The sequence below is a fragment of the Rhodococcus sp. UNC23MFCrub1.1 genome (assembly GCF_000686025.1).
GTDB lineage: Bacteria > Actinomycetota > Actinomycetes > Mycobacteriales > Mycobacteriaceae > Rhodococcoides.
Genome location: NZ_JMLQ01000013.1, coordinates 62,397 through 72,622, shown reverse-complemented (window position 1 = coordinate 72,622; position 10,226 = coordinate 62,397). Strand labels below are relative to the sequence as shown.

Genomic DNA, 10,226 nt, shown 5'->3' with positions numbered 1-10,226 from the left:
GAGCGCCAGGATCGATCCGACGAAGGTGGTCGATGTCCCGAGGGCAGCGGATGATCCGACCTGCCAGAACACGTTGCAGGGCTGGGCACCGTTGATGAGGTTGACCGTGCTGTTCGATGCAGTGGTGAGGGTCGATCCCGCTTGGAAGATGAACACGGCGTTCGGGTCCGACTGAGCATCGAGTGTGACGGTGCCGGTGAGTCCGAGTTCGGTGTCCGCTTTGTACACACCGGAGACGAGTGTGCGGCCACCGATCTCGACGGGCACGGCGGTCGGGGGTGTGCGGCCGGCGGCGTCGTTGTAAGCGACCGTGAGGTCGGCCTGCGCCTGCGCCGCGACGGGGTCTGCCCGGCGGATGACACCGTCGGTGACGATTCCCGGTGGGAATCCGTCGACGGCCGATCCTGCGCTGACACCGACCGATCCACTGATGTTCGACACACCGGTGTTGGTGACGGCTGCGCCGGCCAGCACGGCGAACGGGTCGGCAGTGCCGAGTCCGACGGTCGGCGTCGCAGCCGAGGCGACGGCTCCGCTGGTGAGCATCAGGGCTGCCGTCGCGATGTCCCGGCCGGACACACGTGAAAGAAATATTGCGCAATAATTCTTTTGGGCTTACGGTTGCGCCATGTCCGTTACACCGCCCCGCCCGGTATCGAGCGTCTCGCAACTCAAGGCTCTGACCCACCCTCTGCGTGTGCGCATCCTTTACGCCGTTCAAGCAGAGAGCGCGGCGACCGCGAGCCGAATCGGACAGCTGGTCGACGAGTCCCCCGCGTCGGTGAGCTACCACCTGCGCAAGCTGGCCGACGCCGGCTTCGTCCAGGAAGCACCCGAGCACGGTTCCGACGGGCGGGAACGTTGGTGGCGTGTCCCCGATGGCGGATTCACCTGGACCTCCAGCGACTTCGACGCCACCCCCGAGGGACGCACGACAGAGCGCGCCGCCAGACGGTTACTGGTCGACAACCAGTTCCGCCGACGCCAAGAGTTCGACTCCGACCCGGACAGGTGGGGTCCGGACTGGGTGCAATCCGCGTTCAGCACGGACTACGTCCTCAAGATGACTCCGGAGCAACATGCGGAGATGTCGCGAGAGATCCAATCGGTGATCGAGAAGTGGCGGACACAGGCCGAGGCCGCCTCCGAGACCGCCGCGGCGGGCCAGCACGTCATGGTCTTCGCCCACGGCTTCCCGTTCGAACCCTGACCCCCACTGCCTCGGACAGGAGAGGACCCGATGAACGCTCTACCGCCCGAGCTCTACCTGACCGTGCAGCAAGCCGAGCTGGCCGAGCACATGACAGCCCAGCATCGCCGCCGCACAACACGTTTGCGACGGCGCGCGGATCGGGACCGCCGCCGGCGGCAGAGGGCACAAAAACGCCTGGACCGTGCGACACAGCAGCTCGCCAGGGCCCGCCAGAGGGAGGCCCGATCGCACCGCCGACTGCACGCGGTCCCGTCGACGTAGACATCATGATTCGGGTGCCGTTCGAGTGGTCGCACGGATTCGCCCTGCCGAAGTCCTGGAGCAGCAACTCGGAGCGGACACACGGCCCGGTCGCGAAACCGTCCCGATAGACGATGGTCCAAATGGATACTCAAGTACGCAGGAGGCGTCTCAGCCGCGACGGGCCATGCTGACCACCGACAGGATGCTCTTACGACACAAGATCTACACGAGCCGCTCATACTGTCAGCGGACCACGCTGTAGGCCAAGCCCACTAGAACTCAAGAAGGTCCAAGAGGTTGCCTGAGCTCGTGGAGGTGGCTGGTACCAGGTAGTGAACTCGGGACTCGGCCACGGCCGAGAGCTCAATCGGTCGAACATCGAACGTCAGGCCGACATGCACCACACGATCGATACCGGCTCCGATCAAAGGCGCGAGCGTTTCGGAGATGGAGTGCAGATTACTTTCCTGTGTGTGTCCCCCGTGAACGATCATGTTCCTCTTCCGGTACAGCCGGGTGAACTCTCGGGTAAGGATGCCACTGATCTTCTCGACCTCTCCCCTCGGATCAATCAGCGCGGGCCGAATGCGCTCCAGGGCAAGGTTGTCGATAGGCTTCTGCAGGTCAATTTGAGGGTTGGCACAGGCATGCATCTGGAAAAGCCGCGCCCGGTCGATGTTCTGCTCGCAGCCAGCCATCTCCTCGGCTGCGGTGCCATCGTGTGTTTGGACATACGTTCGCGATAGCCACGAAAGTTCGGCCCGCACCATGCTGGCGGCGACGATGAGCGAGAAGCGCCTCGCTGCGACGGCATCCTGTGCATCGGACGAACCGACCATGAGTGACTCAATCGCGGACCACCCGCTAATCACTGCAATATGGGGAGCGGCCGTGCTCAGTGGCTGCACCAGGGCGAGGGTGTTGGTGATGTAGTCCTGCATCTCGAGGTCCTGAACCCGTCCGAGCAGTTCGAACGAGCGCACGTTGATGACCCGATTGGTGGCGTGAGTGGGGAACTCGCTGCCCTTCTCCTTCGACCACATGCTCGGGCAGATTACGATTGGAGTTCTGCTGCCGAGATGGAACTTGGCGGCAAGGTTGGAGATGCGGGATCTGGCCTTGTCCGCCGCCGCGTTGACATCGCGACCTTGGACTTCGAGCAGAAAAGATCCACGTTGCAGCAGACCCTGCGCCTTCTTCGCATGGAGTCGTTTCCACTGCGCTGTCTCCTGTGCAGTCATCCAACCCGACGCGCTCGCTACGTCGAACCTGCCCATCTTCTCGACAGGAACACAGAAGGTGTATGTCCGCTCGGGCTGTTTCAACCGGCTGTCTGCCTCACGTAGGAAGTCTCCAATGGTGGTGGCGGTCGAGTTGTCACGGATCGCCCGCAACCAGGCGTACAGGCTGCTTTTGTGCATGCCGGCGTCCAGAAGATGGGCGGTGATTCGTCGAGCCGCACCCTCCACATCGATCGGCTTGCCGTTGGCCGCCGGGGAATCGAGGGAATCGGCCCAGTTCACCAAGTACGAGTCGTTCATACGGTCGAAGTGTTCCCGCAGGTTGATCCAGGCATGGCTCGATTCGGTGATGCCCGGCTTGATCGCCTTGATGGTGCCCTCGACACACTTGCCGTGATCTGCGATGCCATGGTCGGTGCGTAAGCAGTGCTGGACGTAGCTGCGTTGATCAGTGATTGCTGCTTCCGGAGCTCCGGGCCTGACACTCTCCTCAAGGAGTTCACGGGCGATCTGCATGGTGCCGCTGCGCCACAAGCGTCGGTGCCAGGGCGCCTGCGTCGACGTAATCTCCATCATTCGAGCAGTGAAGTTCGCGTAGCGGGGTGGCTCTGAGATCGGCATCGTGTTATCTTATTGGCGTAAACGAGCTACATGCCTCGCTCGACTTGTCGATGCCAGCCATAAGCTCGTTACCTCGTTGGAGGTCAGAAACACCCCTCAGGCTACCTGGGGGGTGTTTCTCTTTTCTCAGACACTTTCACCGGCCACCTTGCCCACCTGTGCGCGAGGCCCGACGGCTGCCAGCCACCCGCTTCGGGGAGCCCGGGCACCACCCCGGCGGGCGCGCCGGGGAGTGCACCAACTCTTCAAACTGACGGTGCTGTTTGACGATCGTCGAACAGGACTGGGGTACCGGGCGCGGGATCCGGTCAGATCGGGCACACTTCGAACCGAACGTTGTGTTCTATGACAGCCGAAGGAGTTCTCTGTGAGTTCGATGACGAAGTTGGGTGTGGCCGCTGCGAGCTCGGTGGGCATCGTGTTCGCCCTCCCGTCCGTGGCGTCCGCCGCGGACGGAAGCGAGGTCACTTTCTCGTACTCGGCGGAGGGATCGACCATCTCCAACGCGATCACAAACACCACGGATTCGACGCTGTACTGTTCGACGTCTTTGGAGCCCGCCCCGGACGGGGTTCTGCCGCCGCTCGACACCATCCTCGGGCAGGACATTTTCACCGGTGGTGACGTTCCGCCCGGCACCACCACCCAGCAGTTGACCGACGTTCCGGACGGGTCGTGGGCGGTGCTGGTCACGTGCAGCAATCCGGGAAGCGAGAGCCCGGCGACCTGGCTGTCCGACTACCCCGGAGTCGAGGACTACCTCACCCGACTCCAGTTCCCCGCCCCGTGGTTCGCGGTCGACCAGGCCTCCACTGTTCTGACGGTCCCGGGGCCGACATCCGGTGGCACCGCAAGCCCACTCGACGAACTGTCGGACGCGTTCGGTAGCTGAGGCGCGACGCGGCCACTTCGAACCACACGGGTCAGCCACACCGATCGAGGACCCCGACTTGAACGACACATCGCTAGGCGTACCGCCGCCCGACCATGGGCCGGTCACCCTCACCGTCGACGGTGAGATCTTTGTCGTGACTGAGCGACGGGGAGACTCACGAACGTACGACTACGACTGGGCTTCGGTCCGAATGCGGCTTACGGATTCTCGAGCACCACCCACGCCGCGTTCTCCAGCGTGACGGATCGTGCGGACACCCCATCGGGGTTTCCGCCGGCCACGCTCGACGAGCACCGCGCGGCGATCCGCAACTTCCTTGCACTTATCGACCCCGACACCGGTTACATCGGCGACTGAGTAGTAGCGCCGGTGCCACAACTCACCGACACGATCGGTTCTGGCTCCCCCGGTTCGGCGCACGTTTCTGGCATTGTCCCGTGACTGGTCGACAGCACAACCCGGCCGAACCGCGCGGTGGTGCCGAAAACGATCGTGTCTGCACAGCCGATAACCACAATCAGGCCTACAGCCAAGGCGTTGGGCAGGCCATGGCGGGCACATACGAGTCCGGTCACGAATAGGTGGTAGCGGCCCTCATCGCATGCTCGTGGCGTGGGTCGATGGCACAGACGTATCCGTCGGGTCCGAGGACGTGCCTGTAGTGGGTCGCGGTCGACGGTGACGACAAGACTCGGCCGAGCCTGAGTGTGTAGTCCTCGTAGCCGACGGGACCGAGAACTCGGCCCCACGCGTCGAGTTCCTGCTCGGGCAGCAGACGAGTCGCCCGGGTGCGCACATGGTGAGCGCTGACCGACACCAGGACGAGCACCGATCCGGTGGGGTACGCACCGATGGTGGGGTCCACGCCGAGGGACATGTGCGAGGCGAAGACGGTCACCTCGAGCGTGGGGTCGAGGAAGGATCGTGCGGCGGCGTGCGGCGGAATGCCGGTGGTGCGTCTGATTCCTTCGGGGGTGCCGCGCTCACCGAGCGCTCTGACGCGGAGCTTGTCCAGGATGCGGTGATGCCTGGTCCGGATGCGGTCGACCAGCTCGTCGGACGTCACGACTGTCACGCGCCTCCTTTCATTCTGTCGAGCGATCCGCACCGGCCGGCGCGTCGCCTGTGACTGTGGTGGGCGCCGCACCGAACAGGACGACGATACGGATGCGAGGCGCATTCCAGTGGGTGATCATCGACCACCCCACCGTGCGCACGATCGTGGTGCACCAACCCGAGCAGCAGCCCGAGTTAAAAACCGGCGCACGCGCAGCGGCATTCGTCGCCGACTGCCCCGGCGCGGTGACTCGGGCTCCGATTCACCGCGGCTCCCGGCGGCGGCGACGTCACCGCAGGACAGGCCCGTATCGGGGTTCGCAGAAACAGGATGTGCGGGTTCATGTAGGGCTTGTGTCGTTCGACCGGGCCGAAAAAGATTGGTGGGTCCTGCGCGTCGGCGGAGCAACCAGGTCTCAGGTGCGGCCGTCACGGGGCCAGGATGCGGTGCAGGTCGTCGATGACCGCGTTGGCGGCGACGAGGTTGTAACCGTCGAACCAGGGCGCGGAGTCGACCTTGTGTGCGCGTCCGGCGCGGACGGCGGAGAGGGTTCTCCACAACGGCCCGCCGGTGAGTGCTTGTTCGGCGTCGCTGCCGGCATCTGCCTGCCCGCCTGCCCCGATGTAGTAGATGATGACGTCGGCGTCGATCAGAGACAGGTTCTCCGCACTCACCGCTACGTTGACTCGGCTCGGGTCTGCGCCTGCCGCGGTGTTGGCGGTCGGTTCTATTCCGGCGCCGCTGAGGATGTCGGCGTAGAGGAATGTCGACGACGCCGCCAAGGTGTTGTAGGAGCGCACATCGCCGGTGGCGTCGGAGGCACGGACCACCGATACGCGAACGCCTGTCGGCCACGCTGCGGTTACCGCATCACGCAGTTCGCTGATGCGCCGATCGAGTCCGACGAACTTGCCCTGCGCCTCGTCCTTACGGTCCACCGCGTCGGCGACATCGATGTACTGATCGCGCCAGTAGGAGAACGGAACCAGGACGGTGGGCGCGATCGCGGACAACTCGGCGTAGAACGGTTCACCGATCGGCTGTCGTCCCACGATGAGATCGGGGGCAGTGGCGGCGATCGCTTCGAGTTGCACGTCGCCGGCGGCGGTGACACCGATGGACGGTAATTGCTGTGAAGAGGTGCTGACCAGAGTGCGCAGACCACCGCCGAGGGTGCCGCTGGCCGCCACCGGTACACCGAGTTCGTCGAGGGTCTGCAACCCGACGTAGGCATCGAGACTGACGATTCGCGTCGGGGTCGCCGGTACCACGACGTCGCCCATGGGTGTCGAGACCGTGCGGGTGGTGTCGCCGTCCGCGGCGCCCGCTGCGCCGGTGGTCGTCGGTGCGCACGCGGCCAGCAGACCGGCCAAGCTCGCACCGGCGGCGATTCCGAATCTCCGCCGCGACAGGTCGTCGACAAGCTCAGCGGCCGAACTGAATCGGCTGGTCGGCCTCCATGAACACGTGAGTGTCATATTGTCTCCTGAGTTCGGGTGGGGGTGGGCGAGGTCGGTGTCGTCAAAGGCCGGCGTCTTCGAGTGCAGTGTCGACGACGTCGACGAGTGCGTGTCCGGTGAGCCCCGCCGCGACAGCGCGGTCGCGAACGGTGTCGATGTGCTCCTGCACGAGGTCGTAGCGGCGTTGCCACTGCTCCTTGTCTCTCCGCCAGTAGCCCTTGATCTCGAATCGCTCCGGCGACCAGCCTCGGCGGCGGTGGAAAAGATGCCGAATGGCACGTGCGTCACCCGCTTCCGTTGCTGCCCACAGGTATCCGATTCCTTCCGGCAAGCGGAATCGCTCGACCGCGTCGACGAGCCCCGATCCGATGGCGACGGGAGCGGTGTCGCCGTCCGGGTGTATCCACTGGTAGGAGACCCTCCCGCGGGTGTCGACGTGTTGACAGTCCTGCACGGAGGGTGTCCAGGCGATCACATGAGCTCGAGCACCTGCTGCGAGTTGTTCGATCGCGCGGGTCAGCGCAGGTAGACCGGTCATGTCCGCGACGAGAAGTTGCCACTCGGTGTCAACGGGTGGGTTGTACCAACCTCGGGCTTCGGAGACAGTGATGCGGGCACCCGGCTGCACTCGAGCGGCCCATTCGGCGGCGACACCGCCGTCATGGACAGCGAAATCGACGTCCAGGAACGGCCCGGCGGGATCGAATCGGCGAACGGTGTAGCTGCGCACGACCGGATCCGCCGAACCGGGCCGATCGAACAACAACCGCAATCATTCATCGGGAACGCCCGTGCCGGCAAACACACGCAAGCCGTTGCCGCCGAGCCGAACTCGAATCATCGACGGCGTCACGTTCCAACTCGACAATGCAACAGCGTCGTACATGACCGGGCCGGACCGTGTGTCGACACCCATTGCACCGCCACCTGCTCCCGTGCGATCTATTGCAGTGAGGTTAGCCTAACCAGACACGCCGCGGAGCGGCGCGTACCCCACCACCTCGAGCTTCCCCCGTGTCACCTGCGGCATTATCGCCGACCGCCCCGGCGCCATCGCACGACTCGGTGTACCGCGACTCCCCGCTGCGTCGACGTCGCCGCAGGACAAGGCAGCACCGGGATTCGTAGAATGCACCGCATGGTTCGGTACACGCAGGCGCAGCGGCTGGCGCTCGGTGAGAAGCTCGCCGAGGCGCGAGCCGCGGTGCGCCAGGCGTTCCTCGGTGCGGAGATGATGGCACGGTCGGCGCACGACGACGGCATACCCGAGAAGCAGATCGCCACCGAGCTCGGTGTCGACCGAATGACCGTCCGCAAATGGGTCACCACGAAGTAGCTGCCACCGGCGGACAGGGACGAAACGTGGCTCGCGCCCGCAGGTGTGGTCGACGGGCCATTCCCAACGACGTCTGAGAGCACAGTTCGTCTCATACGAAAAGTGCCAGAGCGCAACGGCTCCGCTTTGGACGTTCCCGTTCCCGTTCCCGTTCCCGTTTCCGTTTCCGTCTTGCGGACAGACGGCACTCGTTGCCGGTCGCCCACGCACGCAGGGCGGCCCGCTCGTCCCAGGTGACAATGGTTTCGTCGCGTGTCTCGGCGCTCCGCAGCGCGGCCAGCACCCGCCGGGCCACCTCGACTGCTGAAGGTCTGATTATGCGGCCTTGCCGATCGGAACGCGCCCCGACGTCTCCGATTCCCCGCTGCCGGACTAGACCATGAGAGCAACCGTTCGTCCCCGGGCCTCTGTTGCGGCCCAGGTCGATCCGGTGCCCGGTTATGTGGAACAACCGCCGGAGGATCGCCGGGCCACCAAGTCGGCGCGGCACCCCCGCGCGAAAGATCCAGCCGTGACCGGGTTTTAACGCACCTTCGAGGTGGCGAGTACTCGGTAGATGCGCCAGGTGGGTTGATCTGCGCCGTCGTTGGGCACTTCGACGTCGAGTAGGCCGATCTGTGCGCCGTTGTCCCAGATGGTGGGGTAGCGGCGGTTCAGGGCGTCGGATTCGCCGCGCCCGGTGTTGGGCACGGTCAGCATCAGTTGCACTCCGGCGTCGGCGGGGTCGTTGAGCACGGTGGTGAAGTCCTCGTCCGACGGCACGATGAATTGTCGTGGCCGCGCTGATGCCGCAACCACCGCGAAGCCGTACACGCTGTCGGTGAGCACCGAGCCGTCGGGCAGGTTCTGTGCGTCGAGGTAGTCCGCGATGGCCCGCTCGGTGGAGAACGAGGCAATGATCTGCTGCGCCTGCGCGGGTGGGTTCCGATCGAGCAGGTGCCCGACGGCGTACTGCTGCGGCGACAACGACGGCTGCAGGAAAACGTAGGTCGTCAGCGGCAACGACACCAGGGACACCGCGACGGTACCCGCCGCCACGACCCGCCGGAATGTTGTGCGGTCGCGCGGCGCTGCGGGCCCGATCCGGTCGCGTGCGTACTCCCCCGGCCGCCGCGCGGTGATGGTTCCGCGGGCGGAGAGGACCTGCGCGCATCCCACGGCCGCCAGCGGGATGGCCGCGATGAAGAAACGCAGGAAACCGAAGGTCGAGCCGGTGATGTAGGTGAGGGCTTGGAATGCCAGCACGGCCCCGAACAATATTGGTGCGACCAGGAATTCGGCGTCTCGGCGCCGCCAGGACAGTCCCGCGACGGACGGTAGCAGCAACGGGATCGCGGGGCCGAGCGCGAGGAGTGCGGTGAGGACGGAGGCGGTGTTGCCCACCGGGTCGTCGGTGCCACCGCCGGACTGCGCGAGGATCGCGGTGTTGCCGTAGGCGGAGGAGAACTGCGCGAACGCCTCGCCGGTGATGAGCCAACTCGTCGTCGCCCACCCGAGGAAGGCGATCAGGCCGGGCCCGGCGACGAGTACCGCGTCCAGGACGGCTCGGCGCAGCATCACCTTCCGGTGCGCCCACCCGCGCCGCAACGCGGTGACCGTGAAAACCAGTCCGGCGGCCGCGGCGATGGCCGCGACGGCGTCGTACCTAGTGAGGTAGGCCAGCGCCAGGGCGATGCCGGCGACGAGCAGTTCGTGCACGTCGTCGGTGGAGATCCACCGCACCAGCCGGCGAACCGTCCAGCAGAGGAAGAACAGGAAGACCGCTTCGCTCATCCCGTTGGCCGCGTAGAAGACAATCATGGGGTTGATCGCGAACACCGCTGTCAGGGAACTGGTCTGGATGCGGCCGAGACCACGGTCGACGCAGATGCCGCGGATCTGAAGCACCGCTCCCGCCATGAACAGCGCCGACACCGCGACGGCGGACAAGTTCCACCGGGTGATGGCGGGGAGCAGGTCGGAGAAGGCGACGAGGGGCAGTTGCAGGAGGGCCGTCACTGGCGTGAAGACGAACCCGATGGCCGCGACGTGCGGGTCCCGGCTGTGCAGCACGGCCTGCGCGGCGTAGGTGCGGCTGAGCGCGTCGCCCATCATCAACCCGAATCGCAGTGACAGCACGGCGCCGATCGCGAAGTAGGCGGCCGACAGGGCGGAGAACAG

9 protein-coding genes are annotated in these 10,226 nt (G+C 65.4%); 3 read left to right on the top strand and 6 right to left on the bottom strand.

All coding sequences use genetic code 11. The features are described 5' to 3' along the window. Positions 1–579, bottom strand: a 579-nt coding sequence (locus BR07_RS0121470) for an ice-binding family protein (protein ID WP_231476475.1), incomplete at its 3' end; no start/stop codon positions are given. Between the two features lie 49 nt (positions 580–628). Between BR07_RS0121470 and BR07_RS0121465 the strand changes: the two genes are divergently transcribed. Beyond that, positions 629–1,210: an ArsR/SmtB family transcription factor gene (locus tag BR07_RS0121465; protein WP_027507162.1), complete on the top strand. Its 582-nt coding sequence runs from the start codon at positions 629–631 to the stop codon at positions 1,208–1,210. Positions 1,211–1,728: 518 nt separating this feature from the next. Here BR07_RS0121465 and BR07_RS0121450 read toward each other — a convergent pair. Then, positions 1,729–3,318 carry a hypothetical protein gene (locus BR07_RS0121450; protein ID WP_027507160.1) on the bottom strand — a complete coding sequence of 530 codons (1,590 nt, stop codon included), beginning with the start codon at positions 3,316–3,318 and terminating at the stop codon, positions 1,729–1,731. 376 nt (positions 3,319–3,694) lie between these two features. Here BR07_RS0121450 and BR07_RS0121445 point away from each other — a divergent pair, with 376 nt between their 5' ends. Further along, positions 3,695–4,210 (top strand): hypothetical protein, encoded by a 516-nt coding sequence (locus BR07_RS0121445; protein WP_051613687.1) that lies wholly within the window; start codon positions 3,695–3,697, stop codon positions 4,208–4,210. A gap of 574 nt (positions 4,211–4,784) precedes the next feature. Here BR07_RS0121445 and BR07_RS0121435 read toward each other — a convergent pair. From BR07_RS0121435 to BR07_RS25920, 3 genes are all read right to left on the bottom strand, one after another. Continuing rightward, positions 4,785–5,288 (bottom strand): hypothetical protein, encoded by a 504-nt coding sequence (locus tag BR07_RS0121435; RefSeq protein ID WP_027507158.1) that lies wholly within the window; start codon positions 5,286–5,288, stop codon positions 4,785–4,787. A gap of 410 nt (positions 5,289–5,698) precedes the next feature. Beyond that, entirely contained in the window at positions 5,699–6,643 is a 945-nt protein-coding gene (locus BR07_RS25925; RefSeq protein ID WP_231476474.1) for an ABC transporter substrate-binding protein, read from the bottom strand. A 148-nt stretch (positions 6,644–6,791) separates the two neighbouring features. Next, complete coding sequence (locus BR07_RS25920) at positions 6,792–7,460, bottom strand: siderophore-interacting protein (RefSeq protein ID WP_231476473.1); 669 nt, start codon at positions 7,458–7,460, stop codon at positions 6,792–6,794. A gap of 408 nt (positions 7,461–7,868) precedes the next feature. On the opposite strand from BR07_RS25920, the gene BR07_RS0121415 reads away from it, so the two are divergent. Beyond that, complete coding sequence (locus BR07_RS0121415) at positions 7,869–8,066, top strand: helix-turn-helix domain-containing protein (protein ID WP_155957147.1); 198 nt, start codon at positions 7,869–7,871, stop codon at positions 8,064–8,066. A 522-nt stretch (positions 8,067–8,588) separates the two neighbouring features. On the opposite strand, the gene BR07_RS0121410 is transcribed toward BR07_RS0121415, so the two are convergent. Then, positions 8,589–10,226 (bottom strand): glycosyltransferase family 39 protein, encoded by a 1,638-nt coding sequence (locus BR07_RS0121410; protein ID WP_037187280.1) that lies wholly within the window; start codon positions 10,224–10,226, stop codon positions 8,589–8,591.